Origin of the sequence: Enhygromyxa salina, assembly GCF_002994635.1 — a bacterium.
In the GTDB taxonomy this organism is placed as follows: domain Bacteria; phylum Myxococcota_A; class Polyangia; order Nannocystales; family Nannocystaceae; genus Plesiocystis; species Plesiocystis salina_B.
The window spans coordinates 54694-80091 of record NZ_PVNL01000032.1; the positions used below are offsets into that span (position 1 = coordinate 54694).

Sequence of the window (25398 nt, forward strand, 5' to 3'; positions counted from 1 at the left end):
GTTGGACCCTGCGAGTGGATTGAAGGTTTTTTGCGATCGAGCCAAGCTGAGCGAGGTGGAGGCGACCTTCGACTACGTGCCCCGGCTGCCCGATACCGAAACGGCGGCCTTCGAGCGGCTGCTCGTTTTGGCTCGAGGGCGGCGAGTGGTCGCGCTGACAGGCGCCGGCTGCAGCACCGAGTCGGGCATCCCCGACTACCGGGGCGAGGGTACGCGGGCCCGGGCCCGCGATCCGATCCGTTTTGACACCTATGCCACTGACGCTGACGCGCGGGCTCGCTACTGGGCGCGTGCGGTCGTCGGTTGGCCGCGTTTTTCGAGCGCTCCTCCCAATCCGGTTCACCGTGCGCTCGCCAAGCTCGAGCAAGGCCGGCTGCTGCATGGGCTGATCACACAGAACGTCGACCGCCTCCACCATGCCGCGGGCAGCCGCGATGTCATCGAGCTACACGGCGCGCTCGCGGACGTCCGCTGCCTCGAGTGTGGGACCTTCGAAGACCGCGGTGACCTTCAAGCTCGTCTGCTCGCACTCAACCCAGGCTGGCTCGAGCGAGCCGAAGCCACACGGCTCGCCCCCGACGGCGACGCCGATTTCGAACCGGATCGCGGCAGCTTTCGCGTCGCCGATTGCCTCGTGTGTGGAGGTGCGCTCAAGCCCAATGTCGTGTTTTTTGGTGAGCAGGTCCCCGCAGCGACCGTCGAGCGCGCCTATGCCCTGGTTGAAGCTGCCGAGCTCTTGTTGGTCCTCGGATCTTCGCTCGCGGTCTTCTCGGGGCTGCGGTTTGTCCGACGCGCGGCGGCCCAGGCGATTCCAATAGCGATCGTCACCGCGGGTCCAACCCGCGGCGACACACTCGCCAGCGTCAAGCTCGAGGCCCGGCTCGGCGAGTTGGTGCCTCGACTCGCGGATGCCCTCGGCCCTAGCTGAGGGGGGAACGTCGCCGAGAAGCTTTGGGCCGTGGACGGTCCGCATGCGTGGAGGCCTTCACCCGCGTTCTTGCGGCCGAACTGGGCCTTCGAAACATCCGTGCTCTCAGCCGGGGCCCGCATGCCGCACAGCCCGGGCGATCTCGGACGGTTGCATCGGCTGGCGGCCAGCGCCCGAAACAGCGCCCTTGGCGGTGGCTCCGAAACTGCGCGCCCTGATTGAACACGTCCGCCGCTGGCAGCGCTGACGAACAGCCAATGCTGTCTGAGAAGCATTGAAACAGATGTAAAGGATCGGTGCTTTGGGCTCATATCACCACGCCGTTTACCTCGGGCGCCCACGAGCTGAGCGCAGCTGGTCGGCTTCAACCGTCCGTCGCCGACGCGGGCATCGCTGGCGGCGGCGCGGTCCCGCACGCGCGGGCGACCTCTGCTGCGAGTTGTTCCAACAGGAAGGGCTTGGGGAGAAAGCCGAACGCGCCCTGTTGGAGCATTGTCTCGACGGTGTGGTCACAGCTATAGCCCGAGGTCACGAGCACGCGCACGTCGGGGCACAGCTGCTTGAGGCGGATGAAGGTGTCGAGGCCGTTGAGCTTTGGCATGATCAGATCGAGAATGACCAGATCAAAGTCCTGCGTGCGTCGCTCGAACAACGCGACCGCTGCGGCCCCGTCCGAGCAGGTGGTGATCACGTAGCCGAGCCCCTGTAAAAACTTGGCGGCGAACACCAGCACCATCTCCTCGTCATCGACGATCAGGATGTGGCCGTGCCCCATCACCCGCGGGCGGTCTGGGAGCGGCTGGTGGACGACGCTCTGTGACACCGTGGGGAACCGCATGGTGAAGCTGGTGCCCTTGTCCGGCTCGCTGTCGACGAGGATCTGCCCCCTGTGGCTCTGGACCGTGCCGTAGACCCCGGCGAGGCCCAGCCCCGTGCCCTTGCCGGGGGCCTTGGTCGAGAAGAAGGGCTCGAAGATGCGTTGTTGGATCTCGGGGCTCATGCCGACGCCGGTGTCGAGCACCTCGAGCTCGACGTGGTGTCCGGGCGTGACCTGCTGGGCGTGGGCCCGGCGGTAGACGTCGTCCAGACTCGGATTGCGGGTGCGAATGATGATCTGACCGCCATCGGGCATCGCGTCGCGGGCGTTGAGGCCGAGGTTGAGCAGGGCGTGATGCAGCTGCGAGGGATCGCCGAGCACGGTCGCCTCGTCGGCGCGCAGCTCCGTGGTGATCTGGATGCGCTTGTCGATAATTCGGGACAGCAGCAAGACGACCTCGGCGATCAGCGCGTGGAGATCGACCGGGATCGATTGAATCCGTCCCTTGCGCGAGAACGCGAGCAGCTGCTTGGTGAGGTCAGCGGCCCGCTCGGATGCCTGGATGATCTGGTCAATCAGGCCGACGTCATCCTCGTCATCCTCATGATCATCATGAGGCTGATCGGCGCCGTCGGCTTCCAGTGACATCCTCAAGAGCTCGGCGTGGCCCATGATGCCCGCGAGGATGTTGTTGAAGTCATGCGCGACGCCGCCGGCGAGCTGACCGATCGCCTCCATCTTTTGGGCCTGGCGGAGCTGCGCTTGTAGTTCGTTCTCCTGGGTGCGGTCCACGATGCTGAACCGGACGATCAGCCCCTCCGACGAGGGCAGCCGAACCAGGCGCATCTTGCATGAGACCTCCCGGCTGTTGCGGTACAGATAGACCCAATCGACGGTCGGCTTTGCGCCGCGTACCGCGAGTTCGACGAGCTCGGCGAGGGCCTCGGCCGACCGGCGGCCGCTGGGTTGGAGGGTCGGGCTCAAGTCGTCGAGGTCGCTGGCCCGCAGCTCATCCATGGACAACCCGAACAGCAGCAGGGCGTTCTCGTTGGCGTCGACGAAGCGCCCGGCGTGCACGTCCATCAGGACCAGCGCCTCTGGGGCGTTCTCGATCACGGTGCGGAGTCGGGCCTCGCTCTGGCTCAGGGCGTCCTCGGCGAGCCTGCGAGAGATGGCGATGCCGGCCAGCCGCGCCATCGCCCGAACGTAGTCGAGGTCGGTGTCCTCCGGCGCGCGCGGCTCTCGGTAGTACATGGCGAAGGTGCCCAGCACCTCGTCGTTGGCGTCGAGGATCGGCTCGGACCAGCACGCCCCGAACGCGCCGAGCTTCACCAATGGCTGGTACGACGCCCAGTAGGGGTGTTGCCTGACGTCCTCGACGACCACCCGCTTGCCCGTCGCCGCCGCCGTCCCGCAGCTGCCCACGCCCGGGGCGATCACGAGGCCCTCGAGCTCCGCGCTGTAGGCCGGTGGCAGGCTTGGTGCGGCGCCCTGGTGGAGCGTGCGTTTGTCGGCGGACACCAGCAGCACCGAGGCGCGCACGTCTGGGTTCACGGCCTCGGCCCGCGCCACGATCTCGCCGAGGACATTGGACAGCGGTTCGTGCATTGCGACCATCTCGAGCACGTGGGCGTGAGCTTCTTGGATCTCCCGGTGCCGCCGCTGTTCGCTGACGTCGATGATCTGTGCGAGCCAGTAGATGGGGTCGCCCCGCTCCGTTCGGATTGGCGTCGTGCTGACCAGCGCGTAGAGGATGGCACCGGACTTGCGGACGTAGCGCCTCTCGACGCTGGCCGCTCCTCGCGTCTCCGCGAGCATGCGATCGGCCAGCGCGTGGTTGGTTGCGATGTCGTCGGGATGGGTGACATCCGCGATCTGGCGCCCAAGCAGCTCGACCCGAGAGTATCCGAGCATGGTGCACAGGGCCGCGTTCACCTCGATCAATCGCCCATCGGGCTGGATCCGCGCCATGCCGAGCGGGTTGGTCTCGAAGAACACCTCCATCTCGCTGGCATTCACGAGCGGGTCTGGTATCTCACTGGCATTCACGAGCGGGTCTGGTGGTGGGTATCTTCGTCAAGATAAACTCGCGGTGGTCGTAGCTGATGTTCGGTAGGGTCGCAACTTCGCTGGGCGCGTCGAGCGAGGGGACCAACGGCGACTGAAGCGCCGTGCGGCCGCTCGTCTGAGATTGTCGTCAGTAGACCACACAGCCATGCCGATAGCGTCTCGCAACGCGACCACGTCGAACCAAACGAGTGTTGGCTGGCGGTGACCCTCGACAGGCGTGAGAAAACCGAGGCATGCGTCGCCTCGATTGGTTGCGAGCCTCGCTGTTGGCCGGCTTGACCGGATGTGGCGGCCGACGGAAGGCCAGACGATCACGAGCATGGGCTCGGGCCCCGTTCATTGTAGTGACGGCGCCGCATCACCTTCGTGCGTGCTCCCATGATGGAGTCTTTGTCGATTCCGGCCACCGCCCCATCGGTGTTCACCGTCGAATCGACGGTAGGTGCCCCTTTGTACTCGTCGGCGGTCCCCGGATGATGACCGAACTCGTGTGCATACGTGCTCAGGTGATCGTCATGTGGCCAGGCGGGCCAGAGATCTCGGGCGCGGAAATGAACAACGACATGGCTCATGCGCCGGTCACGACCGCGGTCGCCGGGTAGCGGTTGGAGAGGCTGTCGACGGGGATGCCATGATCGAGCAAGAAGGCCGCGACTGGGGCGGGTGGTGATCGACGCCGCCGGGTTGCCGCGCGATTGGTTCTTGACCGGGCCGGACGGTGCCCAGGTGGCGCTGACGAGCGAGCCCGTGGTGACCGTGGGTGAGCCGCTGATGGCGGTGTCCGTGCTGCGCAACGGCCTGCGCCGCGGGGTTGCGCTGCTGCCCGATCTCTACGGCGCCAGGCAGGTGGCCGAAGGGACCTTCATACGACTCCTGCCCAACTTCCAGGGCGAGACGATCGAGGTTTTCGCAACCTATCCGCCGCGGCGCGCCAGCGTGCCGGCCGTGCGCGCCTTCATCGATCTGCTCGTCGAAGCGGCCGTGCGCTACCAGACGGCGCTCGCCGAGCCCTCCCCGCCGCCATGACCCTGCGGCAGCTGCGTTCATGCTGCGGGCCGTCCCTGTCCCGCATTCGGCAAGGAGGCGCCACTCGTGGTCCCTCCTCGTGCAGGAGTCCACCGGGACATCGCGCGACGCACCTTGCCGTCGGCGCCGACAGTGAGGCCGCTCGGACCGAACGCGACCTCATGCGTCTGAAGCTCGGTCCCGAGGCGCTCGGGGTCGCTGATCCACGCGATGTGCTCCTGCGTCTCCGCGAGCAACTCGCTCGAGACGTCCAACGCGACGACACCGAGGGCCGCGCCGCACAAGCCAGACTGCAAAACGAGCAGCTTGCTAGAGCCTGCGCATGGCTACAATTTGCCCATGTTCACCAAAACAATTCTGTTCGCGCTTCTCGCCGCTTGCGGCGTCAACTCCGACATCACCCCGGACGCCCCCGAGGACATCGAGGCTCCCGAGGATGATCTCGTGGAGCAGCTCTTCTGCTGTGAGTCGGTCGACCCCAAAACCGCAAGCGGTGAAGGGTGCAAGATCCTTCCGAAAGAGCACATCCTGCTGTGCCAGACCATACTGGCATGTGGTGATGTCTGGACCCTCGACAACGGAAAGGCCACGTGCGGCAAGTGAGCGACGACGTAGAAGGTCTCGGCCCCATATTGGTAGAGGACGGGGAACTGGACTCATTGGCTGAGTTGGATGTGATGGCGTGGCGAAGCGCATCGACGCATGCCCGGTGCAGCTCATCTCGAGTGTCGGACGCGACCTGTTGGTCAAGATGTGCTTTGGCACGCGTAGATGGTCGCGCAGGTTGGCGTGCGGCTCGTGTCACGGCCAATCGCGCGTGGTGACGATCACCTGGTCAACGCCGAAGCCTCGCCGCAGCCGGTCACGACCAGCACGTCCCGAGCCCGAGTCGCGGCCACATACAGCAGCTTGCGCTCACCTTCGTCATACAGCGCCTTGGCCTTGGGGTCCCGGGTCGCGTAGGCGCTGTCTTCATACGGCATGTTGCCCTCGTGGATCCCAGCTAGGATCACGCGCGGAAACTCGAGACCCTTGACGCGGTGCATGTTGGCGACGCGGACCAAATTGGGCAGCTTGTCGGTCGTCTCTGTCTGGATCAGCGTGGTCTCGACGCCACGCGCGGCGAGGGCCGGGATGTACGAGTCGTTGATCAGGTACTTGGTCCGCGCGGCCACACAGATCTCAGATGGCTCGACGCCGTCGGCGATCCACGCTTGGATCAGCCCGGCGATGTACTCGACCTCGTCCTCGATGCCGTCGAACAGCCGCAGCTCGGGCGCGTCGCCGAGCCGCAGCGAGCGCTCACCGGCGAGGGAGTCGGTGCCCTCATCGAGATCGTCGACGTCGAGGTCGCGCAAGGTTGCGACGGCCCAGTTGCGGATATTCTGGGTGGTCCGGTAGTTGATCCGAAGCTTGCGCGAGCGTCGGCCGCGGATGCTGATCCCACACCGACCCAGCGACGCCTTGTGCCCATAGATGCGCTGGTGAGGATCGCCGACGACAAAGATGTCGTTGGGGCCGGGGGCCACGAGGGCGCGCAGGAGCTCGAGATCGGCGGTGCGAAAGTCCTGGACCTCATCGGCGATCACGCTGACGAAGCCCGACGAGGCCGAGGGGTCAGCGAGCGCGAACCGGGCCTCGCGGATGACGTCGGCGTGCTCGCTGAGGCCGGCGAGATCGAGCTGCTGTCGGTACTCGGCGAGGACCTTCCAGACCTCGCGCCGCTGGCCGCGGCTGAGTCGCTTGCCGCGGCCGGCCCGGCGCGCGCGTAGGTACTCCGCCTCGCTGGTGACGTTCTGGGCCTGCACGACCCGCGACCACTCTTCTTTGTAGAACACGTCGCCGAACTCGAGGCTGTGGGCGCCCAGGGCCCGCTGCCAGGCGGTGGCGCTCTGCTTGTTGGTGGCGCTGCGCTCGAGCTTGACGCCGCGGGCCGCGAGCACGTCGCGGGCGACCTCTTGCAGGTGCTTGACGTCGATCCGCTCGAACTCGGTCCCACACATGCGGCGCAGGTTCTCGCGGATGTCGGCGGCCAAGTTGCTGGTGAAGGTGGTCAGCAAGATCCGCTGGCCGGGCTCGGTGAAGATCTGCTTGGCGAGGTACCGGGCTCGGTGCATGGCGACCACGGTCTTGCCGGTGCCGGCGCCGCCCAGGACCCGCGCCGACCCGTTGCTGTGCATGGACACGAGCTTGGCCTGGCTGGGGTGGAGGAACACTCGCCATTGCTCGAGCGGGGCGGCGAGCATGGCCGCGAGCTCGGCGTCGTCCTCGAGCAGCTTGAACGCGCGCTTGGATTGATCGCGGGTCAGAGACTCGGCGAAGTCGTCGACGTCGACCGGCTCGACCGCGACGTCGACCTGGCCCGGCTCGGTCCGCCGGTCGAGCTCGTCGAGGGTCTCGTCTACGGTGAAGCCAGCGGCGAGCAGGTACAGCGCGTCGGCGGCTTCGTCGGGCAGGTACGGGGCGAGCTCGTCGAGGTTGATCTCGGTCCGCAAGGCTCGGACCGCGGGCAGCAGCGGCTCGGGCACGCCGAACAACAACAGATCTTCGGTCTGGTGGCCCGCAAACAAGAAGCCCGCCGGGATCGCCGACTCGTTGAGCTCGACGCGGCCGACCAGGCTGTCTGAGGCCGGCGGCGCGCTGAGTTGGCTGGCCTCGCCCTCGACCTCGCGGGGCTCGTAGACCTGAAAGGTGCCGGTGAAGCGGTTGACCTCGAACACCTTGTTGCGGGCCCACTCGAGCGCCTCATCGTGGTTGTCGACCCAGACCAGCAGGTACACGTCGTCCTTGGGCGGGTGGATGACGATCGCCCGGTACTGCTGGGTGATCCGCACGCTGCGGACCTTGGGGTCGCGCATACCCTTGGGCTTCTTGTACTTGATCGAGTCCGAGCGGGGGTCGGCTCGGAATTTGTCGATCCAGGCCCGCACGCTCCGCTGCTGCTGCTTGGCCAGGCGCGAGTAGCCGCGCAAGAAGTCGGCCGACATCGCTACTCGAACGTCATGCATGGTCATGCTTGGTCACTCCGCTTGGACAAGAACGCAACGATCGCGGTGGGATCGTCGGCGATGGGATCGAACAGCGCCCAGCCGTGGGCTTGAAACCGCTGGCGCTCGCGCTCGCGGGCGTCGATCAACAGGGCGACCCGCAGCTCGGGCCACAGCAGATCGACGTCGAGCTCGCGGTCGCCCAGCACGAACTCCTCGGTCGGCTCATCGGGCGCGGGCAGCTCGGCCTCGGACAGGCGCCGAAACAACCCGGCGCACTCGGGATAGTCGTGGGCCAAGCTCGCGAGCTCGGCCCGCAGCCCCGCGGCTGGTTCGGCGATCGGGGGTGGCTCGGGCTCGGGTTGGGGTGGCTCCGGCGCGCCCTCGCTGGCGATCAGCCGCTCGCTGCTGGTCACGTGGACGTCGTGAAATTGCAGCAGGTTCCAGGCCTGCAAGAACGCCCGCCACTGCTCGGCGTAGCCCTCGCTGCGGCGCTGGTCCTGGGCGTCGAACAGCCGCAAGCTGAACTGGATCTGGCCAAAGTCACCCGCGGCGAGGGCCTGGCGGCTGACGGTGGACAACAGGTGGCTGTGGCCGCGCGTGCGCCACGACGCGAGCTCGGTGCCGTTGGGGTGGGTGCTCAGCTCGGTGCTCGCTGGCGGCTGGCGAGCCTCGCGGATAGCCGCGCGCGCGGCCGAGATCGCGGCGGCGTCGCGGGTCTCGGACAGCTTCATGGTCGAGAGCCCCAAGCACACCGCGCTGGCTCCAAACAGCCGTTCGTCGGGGTTCTCGAGCCAGCGCAGCAGCAGCGAGAAGCTCTCCGTCAGGCCCAGCTCGCGCTCGGGCGCGGGGCTGCCGGGCTTGGTCACGGCCAGGGCCTTGGTCAGCTTGTCAAAGGTCCGGGTGTCGATCTTGGCGAGCAGCGGCGCGACTCCCTGCCCGCCCTCGAGCGCGACGGCGACGTCGGCCCAGGTCAGCGACCAGACCCAGTAGCGGTCGCTGGGCGCGAGGCTGTGCGACATGGCCAGCAACGCGGCGCGCTTGCGGATGTCGTCCTCGACCCGCGACACCGCAGCGTCGGGCTGCACGTGAAACGCGAAGCCATCGGTGAACACGGCCACGCGCCGGGTCTCACGGCCGACCGGGACCAACACGAAGTCGGGCTTGCTGGCCACGTGCACGCCGTCGCGCGAGCCGACGTTGATCTGCGGCCGCAGCTCCCAGGCCAGCTGGGCGTCGACGGTGATCCGCCAGCTCTGCTTGCCCTGATGCACGCCGTCGCTCCAGCGCCAGCCCCGAGCCTCGACGGCGGCCCGCAGCGCGGTGACAAACCGACGCTCGAGCTCGCTCTCGAGCACCGAGTCGAGGTTGACCTCGGACAGCGAGGCGACCGTCTTGATCAGCGGCTGACCGGCGACGACGGTCTCGAACAGCGCGAGCGCCCGGGCCCGCGAGATCGACTGCAGATCCCGCTGATGCTGGTGGGCATAGACGCAGCGGTAGCAGCCGTCGCGCCCGTCCATGCTCACGCAGCGGCAGCGCTTCATCGCGTCGATCGCCAGGCGCATGACCACGAACAGCTGACCCTGGCGCCACAGCTCGGACAGGTAGCCGGTGCCGCCCGGGACCGTGTCGTAGATGACCAAGAATCGCCGGCGGGTGTCGCCCGACGGCTCGGACATCACGGTGACCTTGAGGTGGATCGGCTGGCCGCCGAATTTCTTGCGAAACCCCAGCTGCAGCGCGGCCCGGAACGAGTTGACGATCTCGTTGACCTCGTGGTCGGCGACCGGCAGCAGCACCTTGATCGCCTCGGAGGTGTTGTGGCGGTACAGGCCCACATGGACGAAGCGCTCGGGCTCGCCGCCGGTCCTGACCTTGCACCACGGCAGGTGGGCGCGGCGGCCCCCGTCAGCTCGACCATGATCGTGCGGGGTCTGGGCCCGGCCGCAGCTCGAGCACACCTCGAAGCCCGGCTGCTCGACGGCCTGCCCGGCGATCGGCGTGGGCCCGCCGAGCTCCCAGGTCCGACCGAAGTTGATCTCGCGCAGGGTCGCGCGGGGCATCAGCTCGTAGCCAAACACGAAGTCGTCGGCCTCGATCAGCCGGGCCTCGCCCAGCTCGCTGCCGGGCTCGGCCTCGATCAGCTCGACGACGCGGTACGACTCTTGGCTCCGCTCTTCGCTCTCGTCGGCGGTGCTGGCCTCGAGCACCGAGGTCGTCGACCAGGCCCGACGAAACTCGATCAGCTGGCGCCGCTGGCCCTGATCCTTCCAGCTGAGGTCGTGGCAGCTGGGGCAGCTCGCGGCGACCGGGGCCTCGGTCTCGAGCTCGAGCTCGCAGTGGTTGCACTTGGCACAAAACCGCCAGGTCTCGACGGTGGGGGCTTGCTTGCTGCCCAGGTCGAGCTGGGTGATCTGGATCTTGCGGCCCTCGGCGTAGAAGCTGTTGAACGGGGCAAACTCGCGCAGCGCCGCGTGAGCCGGGCGCATGTACTCGGCCCGTTGTCGCGCGCTGATCTTGGCTGGCTTGGCGTGGGCGCTGGCGTCGGGATCTCGGATCCCCAGCAAGGTCGCGCGCAGGGTCACGCCGGGCTCGGGGAACGCATAGTTTGGCAGCACGCCCGCGTCGGTCAGCACGTTGAGCGGGTACTTCTCGCTGAGCGCGTCGAGCAGGCGGTCGTAGGCCCGCAGCGCGTCGTCGATCTCGGCGATCTCGAGCTCGGCCGAGGCGCCCGGCTCTTCGGGGTGCACGGTCGCAACACCGGGGTCGGCGACCAGCGCGGCCTTGCGCTGCTTGAGCGCCTCGCGACGCTTGCGCAGCTCGAGCCGCTCGAGCTCGACGCTGGCGAACGCGGCCCTGATCCGCTCGGGCACCTCTTGCGCCCGGATCTGTCGGCGCAGCTCCAGCGCGATCTCGGTCCAGGCCGGGTGCTGCTCGGGGTCGCGGCCGAACGCGGCCAGGAACTCCACGCCCACCGCCAGCCCGTGCTCTTCGTAGAACTCGTAGAAGGTGTGGGGAAAGCCCTTGTTGGCCGGCCCAAGCAACAGGCCCATGCGCCGCGGAATCGCTCCCCCTTCGGCCTGGCGGGCCCAGCAGTCGAGCGCGTGGGCGACGAGCTGGCGTGAGAGCATCTCGGGCGCATCCAAGAAGCAGGCCGGCGGGTCGACCTTGCCGCGCATCATCTGCTCGGGCTGCTCGTAGAAGTAGCGGTCGTGGGGCCGGGCGTTGGCGATCGTCAGGATCAGCGCGTTGCCAGTGCTGCGCCCGGCCCGACCGACCCGCTGCAGATAGTTGGCCGGGAGCGGCGGGACCGAGCACAGCATCACCGCCGACAGGTCGCCGATGTCGATGCCCATCTCCAGGGTCGGCGTGCAGGTCAGCAGGTTGGGGGCGTCGGCTCGCAGGCCCCGCTTGAAGTCGGCCTCGAGCGCCTCTCGATCTTCGCGCTCGAGCAAGCCGGTGTGCTCGGCCGCGAACACCCGGCGGATCCGACCTTCGCGGAAGATCTTGCGGTAGTAGCTCTCGCGCTCCTCGCTGGCGTCGACCTGCTGGTACTGGCCCTCGCAGCGGTAGCTGGTGCAGCGGCTGCCCGTCCAGCGGGGCACGGCCGCGGCCGCGACGGTCCGCGAGCGCCCGCAGGTCGGGCAGCCGACGACCTCGACGGCGCGGGTCAAGATCAGCTTGGACGGGGCCAAGCCGCTGGCCCGGGGCTCGCTCTTGGCCGGGCCTTCGGTGGTCCGGGTCTCGACCAGGCCGGCGTTGGCGAGCCGGCGCAGGGCCTCGCTCAGCACGTCATTGATGCCGCCGTCGCGGGTCTCGAGCCGAAGCGAGCGCGCGCACCAGTCCCGGTACCAGCTCAGCCGCGTGGGCGGTGAGAACAGCGGCTCGAACACCTTGTGCTGCTTGCCGTGGAACGCGAACAGCGGGTAGCGCGAGCGCGGGCCGAACCGCGAGATGTACGGGTTCTTGGCCCGCGACAAGAAGTACCGGCGGCCGCGGGTGACGTAGCTGTCGAGCAGCTTGTCGTGCACGCCGCCGCGGGTGCGCAGCCGCTCGACGATGCCCTCGAGGAAGTGGCGGGTGTCGGCCGGGCTCGGACCGGCGCCGCGCATGGCGACGGGGCGGGTCTCGTGCAGCCACATGTGCAAGCTGGCGCCGGCGGCCTCGAGCGCGTCGGGGTCGGGGGTCGCGGTCGCGCACACGGTCCGATCGAGGCTGCGGCCGATCACCACGCCCAGACCAAACTCGCGGGCCAGCTCCCACGCCAGCCGCTGACGCAGGACCTTGTCGACGTGCTTGCGCTGCTTGGCGCTCGGCCGCCGCTTGGGATCGGCGAGCGCCTCGATCAGGCCCTGGTACTCGGGGTCGTCGCGCAGATCCGGCGGCAGCAAGGTTGCGACCAGCTTGCCGTCGCGGGTCGCGTCGCCGCCCTCCAGCTGTGCGCGCCAGTGATCCAACATGTGGTCGACGAAGCCGCTCAGGCTCAGGTCGCCCTCGGTGGCCTCGAGCACCGCCTGCATGGCCGTGCGCAGGACAAAGCGAAAGGTCCGCCCGGCAAAGAAGCCGGCCCGGTGCGAGGCGTCCTGGACCGAGTCCGTGAACGCGAGCAGCTTGGGGTCGCTGTTGAACGGCGACAGGTACAGGTTGGAGATCGCGACGCTCGACAAGCTGGCTGCCCGCGAGCCCATGATCGACAGGGCGTCGTCGCTGCCGCACTGCGGACACCGAGCCAAGAACCGGTGGTCGTCGTCGCGCAGATCGGCGTGGACGCCGACCGGCAGCGGCGGGATCGCCAGCTCGTTGCCGTCGTCGTCTTCGTCGTGAGCCCGCGACTTGTCCTCGAGGCCCAGGTGCAGGGTCGCCGGGCACAGGTACTGCTGAAACAGGCGCCCGCCGTCGCCGGTCTCGTCGGGCTTGCCGCCGGGGCGCACGTAGCGGGCCGTATCCGACCCGCGCAGGTAGCCCTCGCCGACCCGCTCGGGCGCGGTGATCAGCTCGTCCTTGCCCTCGAGCTGCAGGCAGCCCAGACCCACGTCGCCGCACTCGCGGCAGTGGACCTGGACCGCGTACTGCACGTTGCGCTGGACCTGCAGGTTGTCGTGCCAGGCGAACCGCGGCGGCTCGGTCGGCGTGCGTGGGACCTTGCGGAGCAGCCGACGGACCTCTCGCATCCACAGCTGCAGCTGCAGGTTCAAGAACGGGGTCAGGCGCTCGCCCTCGAGTTGCCGAGCGTGGGCGACCAGGGCCAAGAACGAGCTGAGCACCAGCCACTGCTCGTCGGCTGGGCGGTCCCGAAACGCGCGGTCCTGCGGCAGCTCCTCGACCAGCTCCCGCCAGCTGCGGGGGCCCGAGATGCCGCGCGAGGCCAGGGCGGCCAGCACGTCACGCAGGTAGGTGTGGTGGCGCAGGGCGTCGCCCAGCGCGACGCGGCTGGCGTCGTGGAGCGCCTGCGGGGCCTCGGCCGACGGGATCCAGCGCAGGTTGTCATCGGGCCCGCGGGCGCCCAGCCACAGCGTGGCCTGGGCGTTCAGGTAGTCCTCGGGGCACGCGTAGCGCTCGGGGTCCAGGTCCTGCGCCGGGGCGGCGGAGGCGTCGCCGAGCTCGCGCACGCCCGAGTCCTCCGACTCCCCCGAGCTGGGCAGATCGGGGAACGCCTCGCGGATCGTCAGGCGATCTTCGGTGATGATCGCCTCGTCCTCGAAGCGCTCGCCGAACACGTCCTCGGCGAAGCGCAGCAGGGCCGCCCGCCCGTCGTCTTCACCGCTGGCGCTGCCGGCCGCTCCGCCGCTGTCGCCGAGCGTCGCCGAGGTGCCCACGCAGCACAGGTGCCCCGCCGGCACCCGCAGCCTTCGCTTGAGCCGACGGATCAAGAACGCGACGTCGGTCCCCTGCGCGCCGTCGTAGGTGTGCAGCTCGTCGAGCACCAGGTACTGCAGGGTCTTGGCCGCGCGCGTGGCCGGGCCGCTGTCGTTGTGCCTCCACAACACCCCGTCTTCCGGCCGCAGCAGCAGGAAGTCGAGCATGCGGTAGTTGGTGAGCAAGATGTCGGGCGGGTCTTCACGCAGGTGCTTGCGCATGTCGACCAGGTGGCGCTCGTCGGGGACCGGGTGGGTGCCCGTGCCGCCGACGTAGAGCCCGGCCCGAACCTGGCCGCGCAGCACGGGCTCGCCGGTGCCGGGCCAGCTGTGCAGCTGCTGGGCGAAGCGCTCGGCCTGGTCCGAGGCCAGCGCGTTCATGGGGTAGAGAATGATCGCCTTGATGCCCTTTTGGTCGCGGTGCCGATAGCAGTGATCCAGCAGCGGGTACAAGAAGCACTCGGTCTTGCCCGAGCCGGTCCCGGTCGCGATCAAGGTCGAGCGCGGCTGGCCCGAGCTGCTCTCGAGCCGCTCCCACGCGCGCAGCTGGTGGGCGAAGGGGGCGAAGGATGGCTTGATCCGCAGCGGCACCGTGGCGCTGTTGGCCGTGCGAAACGGCAGGCGCAGATCCACGAACGGACCCTGAAACATGCCGTCGGTGGGGTCGGACAGGAACGCCAGCAACGCGCGCTCGTAGGCCTTGTCGCGCAGTGAGAAGGTCGTGCGCAGGTAGTCGCGGAGCGTGGATTGCAGCTGAGTGGCGACGACGGAGGGGAGCATGGCGGCCGTGAACACTACCACTCCCCGCAGGTCGGGAGAAGCATTGCAATGTGTCGCATCGGGCGTGGTAGCTGCCTGAGCGTGCATGGACGATCGGGTTGCGAGCGCCATGCGGGCACGCGCACCCAAGACCTGGCGACGTGGATTCGGAGGCGCTGGGTCTCACGGCAGCGCACGCACTGGCGCTTGCACATCCCCCGCGGCTGCCCGAGCGGCGCAGAGCACCTGGGCCCGGCCACGTCCTAGCCGCGAGCACACCGTATTGTACGGAATCCCCAGCTCTGCAGCGATCTGGGCATTGTCTCGACCCAGCAGCGACAGCCGAACGATGCAGGATCGGCGCGCGATAGATGTCTGGCAGCTGAACCACGTAGCGCTGGAGCTGCTCGAGCTGCTGTTTCGCGCGTAGCTCCGACTCCAGGAGCCTGCGTGGCGTCGGGATGCGGGCGCGCAGCTTGGCCTCGCGGGCACGAGCGCGCAGGCGCTGGTCCCGGCGAACGACAGGACCCAGTCCAGGAACGCGTCGGGTTGTTCGGGCGCGTGCGTGACCAGCTTTGCCATGATCTCCCTCATGGTCTCCTGCGTCAGTTCATCGCGCTCAGCCACGCTGTAGCCATACGAGAAGAAGGTCATGAGCTCTTCAGCCAGCCACCGCCCCAACGCGTTGCGGGCCTGCACCTGACCGTCGCGCGCGGCTTGTATTAGATGCGTTCGATCCACGACGCGCATCCTACAGTATCGACGACGACGACGACTGTCCAAAGGGATATGACGCGTGACGAGGTGTCGGAACCCCACCGACAAATCGGACCGCGTGAGGTAGATTCGCGAGGTTGACTGCGCGGCGCCATCTTCGATCCAACTCGAATGACTTCGCGTGGGTGCTGAGCGAGATCGGCCGCCGACAAGCTGTGGCCGCGAGTCGCCGACTTCGGGCTCGCGCAGGTCGTCATCGATCACGCGCCAGATGACGAGCAAGAGGGTCTGCGCCACCGGGCCGGGACGCTGCCCTACATGGCGCCCGAGGTGCTTCGCGGACAGGCTGGAGGGGCGCGGGCGGATCAGTGGTCGTTCTGCGTGTCGCTGTGGGAGAGCCTCGAGGACGCGCTGCCGTTCGAGGGGTGGACGAGTCGGAAGCTGCTCGAGGCGATCGAGCGCGAGCAGCCGTGCGCCATGAACCCCGACGTGCCCGAGCGGTGCGGGCGGTGTTGCGGGTCGGCTTGGCGTGCGAGCCCTCGGAGCGCTACCCGGACATGCACGCGCTCGTCGCCGATCAGGTCATCGCTGAGATCAACTTAGGCAATATTCGAAAGGCGAGCACGGCGTGGGAGAAGGAGTTCGATATTCGTGAAGTCAGGGATGAGCCGCGGGCGGTTGATGCACACCAGATAGCTGGCGCATTCTTGGAGCGAGCAACTGTGCTGAAGAGCCAGAATGACGTCAACTGGCGGTTCGCTGCATGGGAGGCGACACGTTGGGCGGCGAGCATCAGCACCCTGCTTCGACAAGAACAGGAAGCCAAGGGCGGTGATCCTCAGGATCACGCCCTTTGGCGCGCCGACGCGGATCGCATCAATACAAAACCCCGCGTCACACATGCTCGGAAACGGCTGATCGCAGATCACCCCGCCGCCAGCGGTCCTGGTCCCGTACTCACAGAACAGCCGCTTGCCCGTGGCACAGCGCCCCTGCGTGTCCGGGACGCTGCACGCGGCCCCGTCGTCGTCGATCGTGCAGCACACCTCCGGACATGACACTCGATTCTATTATTCTAGCTACTGTGTCGAGTCAGCGAGCAGATTTTATCAAGCATCCGCGCAGTGCACTCATTCGCGCTCAGCCACGCTATAGCCAGCCACCGCCCAACGCGTTGCGGGCCTGCACCTGACCCTCGCGCGCGGCTTGTATTAGATGCGTTCGATCCACGACGCGCATCCTACAGTGTCGACGACGACAGCTGTGCAAAAGGACATGACGCGTGACGCGGACGAAGTGCCGGAACCGCACCGACAGCTTGGACTGCATGAGGTAGATTAGCGAGGTTGACTGGGCGAGGCCATCTCCTATGTCTCACGTGACGAAGGTGCAACCGTTCTCCAAGCAAGCCACGACCATGCTTTCAGATAGCAAGCACGGCGCCGCGAATTGGGCTTGACACGGGGGCCCTGTTGCGGTGTCATCGATGCTCTCGAGGAGCCAAACATGTCCATTTTAGGTCTACTTCCGCCCATCGGGCTAGAGATTCCCTGCAGTAGCTACGCCGTCAGCGTACCCATGAAGCTGGACACGCTCGGTGTCGTCAGCCTCGACTTCAAAGGTGGGTGGAAGGTGAGGGTCGAGAAGCGTCTCGAGGCCGAGCTCGGTGGCGTCGAGTTGAAGTTCATTGGCTTGAGGTTCACGGCCGACAGCCCGGTGCTCGGTGAGGTCACCCTCACCCAGAACGAGGAGGCGTCGGACCCACTGAGCCCGCTGGAGATCGTCAAAACGCAGCCGCCGCTATTCCGCAACACCCTGCACACGAGCGTCAACGTCACCATCGAGAAACCACCGGGTGGCGGGCCGCCCCTGGCACTAGCCGGCACGGAGCTGTTCACGCAGATCAATAACCAGCTCACGGTGTTCCCGCCGCAGGGCGCCGTCTACCAGCTAGTGAAGCCGGTCGATCTGGCGGTCGTAGGCGAGCCGAGCAAGGTCGTCGCGCAATTCCTCCAATTCCCCGCAACGATCAGCCACAATCCGTGACTTGCTAGGCGGCGCTTGCTGTGTAGCTGTCCGGGCCGTGGCGACAGCAGGGCCAGCGATGGGTAGGGCATGGGCACGGCCGAGACGGGGGCCCACTCGATTCTATTGTTATAGTTACTGTATTGAATCAGCGAGGCCCCTTGCCGTCGACGTCGCCGCAGCAGAGGTGCTGACTTTCAACCACGGTCTCTTCGTTGTGGCCGTCAGGTCGCTCGGTGTCCGGAGACCGGCCAGGTTCATCTAGCATCCGCGCGTGCACTCTTTGCGCATGGCCCCTCGATCATTGTTGCTACGTTGGCGCCATGCGTCGCGGTGGCTGGGTCGTCTTGCTGTGTAGCTGTCTGGGCTGTGGAGACAGCGAGGCCAACGATGGGTCGGGCATGGGTACCGCCGAGACCGGGGCCGAGGAGGGAGGCGGCGCCGATGCTGGCGCGGATCCTGGGCCACACGGCCCCGGCTGCGGCGAGGCGTGGGAGGGGTGGTGGGCGGGTGCCCAAGCCGACGACGACGGGGTGGCGCAGGCGATGCAACTGCTGCCGGAAGCTTCTGCCCAGCGGGCGCGATGGCACGCCGCCGCGGCGATCGATGCTCCCGTCGCTAGCGGCTCGAATCCCAGCGAAGACGAGCAGCTGCGGGCAACGCTGATCTCCGAGGCCGCCGCGCTGTCGACCGGGCGCAGCCTGAGGGAGGGCTCACCAACGCCGGGGGCGAGAACGAGTTCGACCCCGCGGTCGGCTCGCCGCAGAATCCTGGCGGCTACGAGCGGCTGCTCTGCATCGCCCACCAGCGCCTCGACGCCGCCAAGAAGCGGATCCCCTACTACGCCGGACACGAGGCCGGGCACATCGTTGGTCTCGCGCACGAATACGTACGCTGGGACATGGCGCCGCAAGGTGGCGGGCAGGATCGGCGACTGTGGGCAGGCAATTTGCGACCGGGGTTACTGTGGTACGCGCCGTTTCCCGATCGCTTGATCGAGTGGCGCTTCGCCGCGCAGCAGCCAGGGCCGCTCACGTACGACGTGATCGAGCGCTGTATGGACGACTGAGTTGGATGTGGTACTTCGACGGCCCGGCCGTCGAAGTACGCGCGTTGGAGGTCACTGGCGACTACGTGCCGTATGCCGAGGACTTCGACGGCGATGGCTGCACGGACATCCTCTGGTACGATGCAGTCGCACCCGACAATCCGAGCCCAGTGTGGCGCTGCGTGCCGGAGGAAAGGACGTTCTCATGCGAGGATCCGCTGCCGACACCCAAGGCCGCGTACCCGGTCGGTCTCGACGCGAGGGGCTACTGATGCGGTGGTCCATTGGGCTCGTCGTGCTCACCGCGCTCATGGTCGGCTGCGGCGCCCGCCAAGTCAGCGAGGGTGACGATGATGACCTTCCATCGGCGACGCCCGAGTGGGCGCCCTGCGTCACCAACGACACCGACTGGAAAAACTGCGCCGAGGTCTGCGCCGCCGAAGGTCTGGAGTGTGTGGCGAACGCATGCCCGGCCGACCCCGAGTATTGCAACCCCAAGCCCTGCGACATGGCGACCCAGGCTTCTGCCCTCGGCGGTACCGAACTCTGCGCCGACGCCTTGGCCGGCGGCTCCGTCGCTACCACCTGCGAGGCACCAATCGATTGGCTGTTCTCCAACACCCTGAGGTGCTGCTGTGCCGAACCAGACTGAGACGTTCACCAGCTCGCGCGAGGGCTGCTCGCCCGCTCGCGGGCGCCTCGGCGGACGGGAGCGTGGCACCGCAACCACCATCCTCCTCGCCGCCCTACTCGTGTTCACCCCCGGTTGCGCGACGGAGCCCGTCGACGATCCGGTTGACCAGGCCCCCGAGCCGATCGGCGACGAGCTGATCAGCCGGGTTGGGCAAGGGTGGACCGCCGAGTTCCACTGCTCGAACTCGCATTTGTATCGGGACGGTCGTCGGGTCCAGAACCTGTGCTTTTCTTACGACGGGACATTCTCCCATGAGAACCGCGGCACGCTCACGCCCGAGACGTCGGCAAACCTCGACGCCGAGCTGGCAGCCGCGGACTTCGACGATCGCACACCCGTCAACTACATGGGGTTCTGTGACAACCCCGACCTATTCGGTACCGTGACCATGTGGGCGGGTGAGCGCGGCATCACCTTCGAGCCCGCTTGCCTGTTCGAGGGCATCGTCCCCCTCTACGCAGCGGTCGAAACGATCGAGGAGGAGCTGTGGTCCTGCGGAGAAGCGTCGTATGACAAGCTGGAGTCGATCGAGCCGGGGTGTCAATCGATCTGAGCGCAGCGTGCTCGAGGTCCGTCTCATGCGAGTCAAGGCGACGTACCCGGTCGGTCTCAACGCGAGGGGCTACTGATGCGGTGGTCTACGGCGCTCGTCGCGTCCACTACGCTCTACCGCCGCCGTAGTGGACCATCGAGTCGATGCTCACAACGGCGGCGCTCGGGCCTCCGCCGCAGTGCGCAGCCCGAGCTGCCCGGTCATGTCGCCGGCTCATGCACATCGATCACACCCAGCCTCGCGCCGGGTACCGGCGTCGGTACGTCCTTGGCATCGAGCTCGGCGAGAGCCGTCTGCCGGCCCGCCCGGCCACTGATACGCATGCCCAGCCCCAGCGCCAACTTTTTCACCGTCCGCAGCGTCGGCGAGAACTGGCCACGCTCGAGCCGCCCGATCACCAGATCGGTGAGCGCGGCGGCGAGCTCGTCCATACTCGAGAAGCGATCGCCGGGTTCAACCGCGAGCCCCCGCATCAACACCCGCTCGAGCTGCCTGGGGCTCCCAACGCACCGTCTCAGCTTGACGGGTGCGCGCGCGCGCATGATCTGAGCGTCGTTCGAGGCCCACGGTAGACACGAGAAGACGGTCTGCCACAGCGAGACACACAGCGAGAATTGGTCGGTGCGTTCATTCGCGGAGGCGCCTCGCAGTCGCTCGGGTGCCTGATAGTCGCGGCTACCCACGTGCTCACCTGCGCCCGCGGTAGGGTGTAGCTCCCGTGCTTCAGCGATGCTGAAGTCGGCCACATAGACGTGGTCGTTGCGTCCAATCAACAGGTTCGAGGGTTTGACGTCCCCGTGCGCAAACCCGGCCCGGTGCACCGCCGCGAGTCCGTGGGCGGCCTGGATGAACAGCAGCACCGCGCGTCGCCAATCATTGCCAGGACTGCACATGTACTGCCACACGTTGGGTCCGTTGATGAGCTCCATGACCAAGAACGAGAGCCCGTGAACGCGATCGAGATCGTGGAGCGCGACGACGTGGACATCTCGCGAGGCAGACATCGCGACTGCCTCGCGCTGGACCTCGCGCTCAGGCCGGTCGTCGGCGAACACCTTGAGCGCGACGGGCCGCTGCAGCTGGGTGTCGTAGCCCGCGAACACGACGCCGTGAGACCCCTGACCGATCTTGTGGAGCACTTCGTAGCGGCCCAGCCTCGGCGGCGCACCGTCATCGGGCCACAGCTGCGCGGGGTCGAGCCGGGGCGCGCTGCTGCGGGTTGGCTCAGCGTCCGGGTGGTGCGCCCGCTCGGAGTGTCCCCTCACTCGAGTAAGACGAATTTTCGGGCCGTTTCCGAACAAAAAAATCGAGAAAGTTTTTGGCGGAGCCGTTTTGTCGCGCGGTCGTGTGAACGGCGCATGGTGTCCGCTGGTCGGCCAGTGATGAGCGCGATCTCAGGGAAGGTCAGGCCCCGGATGTTTCGCAAGACCACGGCGACCCGCTGGGCAGTTGGCAGCTCCTCGAGCGCCTGCCTGGCGGCGTGCCAGAACTCTCGGCGAGCCGCACCTGCGCTGGGGCTGGTGCCGTCGTCGGCGAATTTCAGCAAGCCAGACTCGCCGGTGATCGACGCCGCAGGTGGGCGCTTTCGGCCCGCCGACACGATCGCGTTTGAGATGGCGCGGGCCATGTACGGCCGGGCCGACGGGGTCCTGAGCTCGATCGGTGGCCCGAAGATCATCTTGGACAGGACATCTTGCGCGACGTCGCGCGCCTCGTCGCCCGCCCCAAGCCGGCTGGCGTAGACTCTTGCCCAGCCCCAGTGGCGCTGGGCGAAGGTCGTCGCAGCCTGGCTGTCACCGTCACGAATGAGCACCAGCAGCTCGGCATCCGTCATGGCCACCCCGCCTCACTAGCACACGCGCGATGTTTAATGAAGCCAGCCACAGCCGCTCGATCGACATCGAGTTTGTGTTGGCAGAGTTGGCGCGCCGACAGGGCTTGCCGGTCGAGCCCGTGCTGGTGGGCCAGCGCTTCGAGCTGCTGCGCGAGATCGGCTTTGGCGGGTTCGGTACGGTCTACGAGGCCGTCGATCGCCAGTTGGGCCGACGGGTGGCGATCAAGGTGCTCGACCTGGGCGACCTCGATGACGCGGTTCGGGAGGGCCAGCTGCTCGCCAAGTTTCATCACCGCAACGTCGTGGCGATCTTCGACCACGGTGTCGGGTCTGACTACCGCTACTTCGTCCTCCAGCTGCTCGAGGGGCCGACCTTGCGCGACTGGGCGGCCGACCAGACCTCCGCGCAGATCGTGTCCAAGTACGTCGAGGCGGCGGAGGGCATCGCTGCGATGCACGCCGCCGGTCTCGTCCATCGCGACGTCAAGCCCAGCAACATACGCATCGGTCCAGAGGGCCAGGCCGTGGTCCTGGACTTTGGTCTGGCCAGGAATCGGATCACGCTCGAGGCCGACCTCGAGGAGCTGGGCACCTTCATCGGGTCGATCGCCTACGCGGCCCCGGAGCAGCTGGGCGGCGTCGCCGGCGACGAGCGCTCCGACGAGTTCTCATTTTGCGTTGCGCTGTGGGAGGCGTTGGCGGGCGAGAATCCGTTTGGGCCTTGCGTTGGGTCAACGACCGCGACTGGTCGACTCCGCGCGCTGCTGGCTGCGGGTGCGGTCACGGGGGCACCACCACCCGCGGCGGGGCGTGTGGTGCGGGCTCTGCGTCGGGGGCTCTCGCTCGCGCCGGGCGATCGATTCCCCAGCATGCGCGCGCTGATCGGGGAGCTCTCACCCCAGCGGCGGTGGATGCCGTGGGTGTTCGGTCTGTCCTTCACCGTGCTGTTCACCGCTTTGTTCATGGGATTGCTGTCGCTGTTGGTGCCATCTCGCGCGCCGGGCTCGATGACCTTCGTCACCGATACGCGGGCATGCTGGTCGGGGCAGGTCGCCATCTTGGCGGCTCGACAAGGGAACGTCGACGGCGCGATGTGGCGGTTGGAGGAGGCAATACGAGATGAGCTCAGCGCGGACGCCTCGCGCGAGCTCGCCATCGACTGCGAGGTCGTGGCGACCGAGTTCGAGCGACAGGCCATGTATCAGGAGGCCCTACTCTCGTGGCACATGGCGACGCTGTTCGCCCGAGATGCGGACGACGCCGAGATCGAGCGGCGAGCCATCGAGCGAGCGAAGGCGATCAATCGTGCGATCTAATCCATCAACTCGGCGTCAAAGCAGGATATGGTGCCGTCCTCATTGCAGGCCCCGTCATGGCACCAATAGAGCACACCTCCACAACCACCACCTGGCCAACACGGCCCCCCGTTTTCACAGCACATCGTGTATTCTTGCGGGTTGTCGTGCGGCACATAGTCGATACAGAGCCCGGCCCCGCAGGCATCATCGAGCGGCGCGTAGGCGGTCACCTGCCCGGTTTGAGGATCGAGGATCTCCCCGTAGAGCACATTGAAGGCCCTGGTGCCGGTCGGACAGGGCGCCGTACCCTTTACATGGATCGCGTTGTTGGCCGGGTTGTAGCAGACGTCGGCCAGCAGCTTGGGCACGTTGGGAGAGCTGTACTCGCAGGCCCCGGGCACGGACGTGCACAGGTAGCGATACTCCGCGTCCGCCGTGAGCGGGATGGTGGCGAGAACCAGGGTGAGTAGCGTGAAAATGGACCGGCGGCGCATGAGCGCAAGACTACTCCTGAGACAGCTTCCCGTCTGACTCCCCGAAGAGGAGGGGAGCTGACCGGCTGCCAACGGCCCGTTCGATGTCCAAGAGCCATCGAACCAGATCAGGCGGACGGGGGTGCTCGATGGACTCGGTGGCGAGATCGCGGTGCAGCTTGGCCCTCAGCTCGCGCGGCTCAGGCGCCGGAGAGATCGAGCGCGGTCTCTCGACGGCCACGCCACCCGCGGCTATTTGCGCGTTCTCCTGGACGTGAACCGCGCAGCGCTGTAGCGTGGCTCTCAATGGCTCGAGTTGGCCGCACGAGACTACGTCGGAGACTGCCGCAACCTGCTACGCTTGGCGCGATGGAGGCGCTCGACCCGGCGACGCTCGACTTCGATCAACTCGCCCGAGCGTCCGCGCGGGCCCGTGGCGACGCTTGGCGCGCCGCAGGGGCTCACGGCGTCGACCTGTTGCTGCTCGAGCGAACGCTTGCCCTCACCCCTGCGGAGCGCATGCAACAGCTCGAGGACGCACTGCGCCTCATGGCTGGCGTGGGTGGCTGATGCCTAGGCGCACGCGGCCTCAGCAAAACCTCGCGCTGCTCGAGCGGCTCAGCGACGCGAACGTCGAATTTTGTATCATCGGTGGCGTCGCGGCGGTGCTTCACGGCGCAACTCGCATGACCGTCGACCTGGACATCGCGGCCCCCTTCGATCACGGCAATCTATCACGATTGTTAACGGCGATCGCCGACCTGGACCCTCGCCACGCAACGCGGCCAGATCTGCGTGTGAGCGACGATCCGATCGAGCGATTGCTGACGTTTCGCATGCTATTGCTCGAGACGGACATGGGGCGACTCGACGTGCTTCGAGAAGTCAGCCCGCTCGGCCCGTACTCGGCCCTGAACACAATCGAGCTCGACGTGGGGCCCCGGCGCTGCAAGGTCGTCGATATCGACGACTTGATCACGATCAAGCGAAGTTTGACGCGGCCGCAAGATGTCGAGGTCGCGCTGCAGCTCGAGGCGGTTCGTGAGGGGCTCCAGCGCGACGGATGATGAGACCCACAGTTTCGATCAGGATCAACCTTCACCGCTCGCCAGGAGCGACCCACTTCTGTCCGAGGTGCTCGCGCCTCGCCCAAAGCGCTCCCCACTCGCCGGCGAGCGTGGGGGGCTTGCGCTGAGTTTGCGTAGGCCACCAACTGGGGACAGATCAGCGCCACTCGTGTTCTCGAACACCCCGATCGAGACCCATTGTTGCCAAGCTCCCGCTGTTGCCTGAAGCGATCAAGTGAAAAAAGGGGCGCCCACATGGGCGCTGGCAAGCTTCCTCCTCGTGGCCTACGCCGCCACCGCGGACTTGCGGCGCTTGGTTTGACTCTCCCTCTTCTTGGTCGCCTTCTTCGCGGGCTTGCGGTTCTTGGTCTGACTCGAGCTGAGCTCGGAGGGGGTCGGTGTCCTCGAGAGCGCGGCCCAGACGAAGCCCACGAGTTCACGAGCCCCGGCCACGGCGATCTTCTGGCCTGGCATCTTTCGCCAGCTCATGGATGTCCAACGCTTGTGGAGTCGACGCATGGCTTTGTCAGCCGTCTCGATCGTCGCTGGTGACTGACCTACGCGCCGCTTTGTCAGCCCAGCTCCGACTCGTGGGGGGTGGCGGTAGTTCCAGGCTGCCTCGACCAGGATCCGCCGCACATGGGAGTTCCCCGCCTTGGTGATCGAGCCTTGCTTGCGGCTGCCGCCGCTGGAGTACTCACTGGGCGTCAAACCGAGGTAGGCCATCAGCTGGGGCGCGCTCTCGAAGCGCTCGAAGCCGTGGAGTTCTGTCACCAAGACCATCGCCGAGGTCGTATCAATTCCTCGCGTCGGCGAACTCGTGTCCGCAAACATCTACGCGGCGGTCGGCGACATCTCCCGTTTCCCGAACTCGCACAAGCTCGCTGCATACGCGGGTCTGGTACCGAGTGTGAGCCAAAGCGGTGGCCCTGCGAAGCTCGGCCACATCACCAAATCGGGGTCCGGCGAGCTGCGTGCGATCATGACTCAGGCCGCGCACATTGCCTTGCTCCCGAGGACGAAGAACGCAGACGAGCTTCGTGCCTACTTTGAGCGGATCCGGGGCAACCGCGGTCGCAAGAAAGTCGCGTTGACCGCCCTGGCCCGCCACATACTGTGGTCTTGCCCCAAAAATTCGGACACCTGGTTTTATGCGGCTTGACTCACCGCGTTCGCGGCGTAGAAGTTCCGCTCGTACTCGACCGGCGAGCAGTAGCCGATGGTCGAGTGCCTACGTTGGCCAT

The 25398-nt window shown here is 67.1% G+C and carries 22 protein-coding genes; 14 read left to right on the forward strand and 8 right to left on the reverse strand.

The features are described 5' to 3' along the window. The first annotated feature begins 55 nt into the window (after positions 1–55). Positions 56–928: an NAD-dependent protein deacetylase gene (locus ENSA7_RS06820; RefSeq protein WP_443655650.1), complete on the forward strand. Its 873-nt coding sequence runs from the start codon at positions 56–58 to the stop codon at positions 926–928. Positions 929–1292: 364 nt separating this feature from the next. Here ENSA7_RS06820 and ENSA7_RS06830 read toward each other — a convergent pair whose 3' ends face one another. Then, positions 1293–3764, reverse strand: coding sequence for a PAS domain S-box protein (locus tag ENSA7_RS06830; protein ID WP_146157423.1), 2472 nt, complete (start codon positions 3762–3764; stop codon positions 1293–1295). 714 nt (positions 3765–4478) lie between these two features. Here ENSA7_RS06830 and ENSA7_RS06835 point away from each other — a divergent pair. Continuing rightward, the gene (locus ENSA7_RS06835) at positions 4479–4841 is read left to right on the forward strand and encodes a LysR substrate-binding domain-containing protein (RefSeq protein WP_181233333.1); all 363 of its coding nucleotides are present in this window, start codon (positions 4479–4481) and stop codon (positions 4839–4841) included. A 339-nt stretch (positions 4842–5180) separates the two neighbouring features. After that, the gene (locus tag ENSA7_RS06845; protein WP_106088398.1) at positions 5181–5444 is read left to right on the forward strand and encodes a hypothetical protein; all 264 of its coding nucleotides are present in this window, start codon (positions 5181–5183) and stop codon (positions 5442–5444) included. Between the two features lie 224 nt (positions 5445–5668). On the opposite strand, the gene ENSA7_RS06850 is transcribed toward ENSA7_RS06845, so the two are convergent. From ENSA7_RS06850 to ENSA7_RS06860, 3 genes are all read right to left on the reverse strand, one after another. Continuing rightward, on the reverse strand, positions 5669–7849 hold the full coding sequence (locus ENSA7_RS06850; protein ID WP_181233335.1) for a UvrD-helicase domain-containing protein: 2181 nt from the start codon (positions 7847–7849) through the stop codon (positions 5669–5671). Between the two features lie 2 nt (positions 7850–7851). Further along, positions 7852–14466: a DEAD/DEAH box helicase family protein gene (locus ENSA7_RS06855; RefSeq protein WP_181233337.1), complete on the reverse strand. Its 6615-nt coding sequence runs from the start codon at positions 14464–14466 to the stop codon at positions 7852–7854. 162 nt (positions 14467–14628) lie between these two features. Continuing rightward, positions 14629–15186 (reverse strand): sigma factor-like helix-turn-helix DNA-binding protein, encoded by a 558-nt coding sequence (locus ENSA7_RS06860; RefSeq protein ID WP_146157424.1) that lies wholly within the window; start codon positions 15184–15186, stop codon positions 14629–14631. Between the two features lie 189 nt (positions 15187–15375). On the opposite strand from ENSA7_RS06860, the gene ENSA7_RS46085 reads away from it, so the two are divergent. The 7 genes from ENSA7_RS46085 (at position 15376) to ENSA7_RS06890 (ending at position 19482) form a co-directional block, all read left to right on the forward strand. Further along, positions 15376–15765 (forward strand): protein kinase, encoded by a 390-nt coding sequence (locus tag ENSA7_RS46085; protein ID WP_106088402.1) that lies wholly within the window; start codon positions 15376–15378, stop codon positions 15763–15765. After that, a complete protein-coding gene (locus ENSA7_RS42085) occupies positions 15720–16220 on the forward strand; it encodes a hypothetical protein (protein WP_146157425.1) in 501 nt (166 codons plus the stop codon). The genes ENSA7_RS46085 and ENSA7_RS42085 overlap by 46 nt, the downstream gene beginning before the upstream one ends. A gap of 520 nt (positions 16221–16740) precedes the next feature. Next, complete coding sequence (locus tag ENSA7_RS06875; protein WP_106088404.1) at positions 16741–17208, forward strand: hypothetical protein; 468 nt, start codon at positions 16741–16743, stop codon at positions 17206–17208. A gap of 880 nt (positions 17209–18088) precedes the next feature. Then, the gene (locus ENSA7_RS43300; RefSeq protein WP_181233339.1) at positions 18089–18256 is read left to right on the forward strand and encodes a hypothetical protein; all 168 of its coding nucleotides are present in this window, start codon (positions 18089–18091) and stop codon (positions 18254–18256) included. Positions 18257–18261: 5 nt separating this feature from the next. Further along, positions 18262–18507, forward strand: coding sequence for a hypothetical protein (locus tag ENSA7_RS06880; protein ID WP_106088405.1), 246 nt, complete (start codon positions 18262–18264; stop codon positions 18505–18507). Continuing rightward, positions 18507–18887: a hypothetical protein gene (locus ENSA7_RS06885; RefSeq protein ID WP_106088406.1), complete on the forward strand. Its 381-nt coding sequence runs from the start codon at positions 18507–18509 to the stop codon at positions 18885–18887. Before ENSA7_RS06880 ends, ENSA7_RS06885 begins: the two co-directional genes overlap by 1 nt. Further along, complete coding sequence (locus ENSA7_RS06890; protein WP_106088407.1) at positions 18871–19482, forward strand: hypothetical protein; 612 nt, start codon at positions 18871–18873, stop codon at positions 19480–19482. Before ENSA7_RS06885 ends, ENSA7_RS06890 begins: the two co-directional genes overlap by 17 nt. 200 nt (positions 19483–19682) lie before the next feature. Here the strand turns inward: ENSA7_RS06890 and ENSA7_RS06895 are convergent, their stop codons facing one another. Beyond that, positions 19683–20747: a protein kinase domain-containing protein gene (locus ENSA7_RS06895; RefSeq protein ID WP_181233341.1), complete on the reverse strand. Its 1065-nt coding sequence runs from the start codon at positions 20745–20747 to the stop codon at positions 19683–19685. After that, complete coding sequence (locus ENSA7_RS06900) at positions 20744–21316, reverse strand: RNA polymerase sigma factor (protein ID WP_244923732.1); 573 nt, start codon at positions 21314–21316, stop codon at positions 20744–20746. The genes ENSA7_RS06895 and ENSA7_RS06900 overlap by 4 nt, the downstream gene beginning before the upstream one ends. A gap of 29 nt (positions 21317–21345) precedes the next feature. Between ENSA7_RS06900 and ENSA7_RS06905 the strand changes: the two genes are divergently transcribed. Next, positions 21346–22632, forward strand: a complete 1287-nt coding sequence (locus ENSA7_RS06905; protein ID WP_106088410.1) for a serine/threonine-protein kinase — start codon at positions 21346–21348, stop codon at positions 22630–22632. On the opposite strand, the gene ENSA7_RS06910 is transcribed toward ENSA7_RS06905, so the two are convergent. After that, on the reverse strand, positions 22629–23108 hold the full coding sequence (locus ENSA7_RS06910; protein ID WP_106088411.1) for a hypothetical protein: 480 nt from the start codon (positions 23106–23108) through the stop codon (positions 22629–22631). The two genes, ENSA7_RS06905 and ENSA7_RS06910, sit on opposite strands and share 4 nt — an antisense overlap. 348 nt (positions 23109–23456) lie before the next feature. Between ENSA7_RS06910 and ENSA7_RS06920 the strand changes: the two genes are divergently transcribed. Continuing rightward, a complete protein-coding gene (locus ENSA7_RS06920) occupies positions 23457–23657 on the forward strand; it encodes a hypothetical protein (protein WP_106088413.1) in 201 nt (66 codons plus the stop codon). Next, positions 23657–24154: a hypothetical protein gene (locus tag ENSA7_RS06925; protein ID WP_106088414.1), complete on the forward strand. Its 498-nt coding sequence runs from the start codon at positions 23657–23659 to the stop codon at positions 24152–24154. Before ENSA7_RS06920 ends, ENSA7_RS06925 begins: the two co-directional genes overlap by 1 nt. Before the next feature lie 285 nt (positions 24155–24439). On the opposite strand, the gene ENSA7_RS46090 is transcribed toward ENSA7_RS06925, so the two are convergent. Further along, positions 24440–24988, reverse strand: a complete 549-nt coding sequence (locus ENSA7_RS46090; RefSeq protein WP_106088415.1) for a transposase — start codon at positions 24986–24988, stop codon at positions 24440–24442. Here ENSA7_RS46090 and ENSA7_RS06935 point away from each other — a divergent pair. Beyond that, positions 24954–25316 carry a transposase gene (locus ENSA7_RS06935; protein WP_372237555.1) on the forward strand — a complete coding sequence of 121 codons (363 nt, stop codon included), beginning with the start codon at positions 24954–24956 and terminating at the stop codon, positions 25314–25316. The two genes, ENSA7_RS46090 and ENSA7_RS06935, sit on opposite strands and share 35 nt — an antisense overlap. The last annotated feature ends 82 nt before the right edge of the window (positions 25317–25398 follow it).